This is a genomic window from Bacillus sp. JJ634 (assembly GCF_036962285.1).
Classification (GTDB): Bacteria; Bacillota; Bacilli; order Bacillales; family DSM-1321; genus Peribacillus; species Peribacillus asahii_A.
This window is the reverse complement of the sequence record NZ_JBALMU010000095.1, coordinates 1-219: the sequence shown is the minus strand read 5'-3', so window position 1 is coordinate 219 and position 219 is coordinate 1.

Below are 219 nucleotides of genomic sequence, written 5' to 3'. Positions count from 1 at the left end.
TTTTTACATAAAAAGAAACTTCAATTTTTGCTATTTTAAATAGTGTGGCTTAAAACATCATTAGTCTGATTGTTTGTAAAAAATCCCGGTTCAGGTACAAAAACTTCGACGCCATGGCAATTAATTTGTAAATACAAGTCACATTTGTATCAGAACCTTAAATGTATGTAGAATGGTAGCTTTATTCATTCTTTAATTGCACCTATACTAATATAGTGC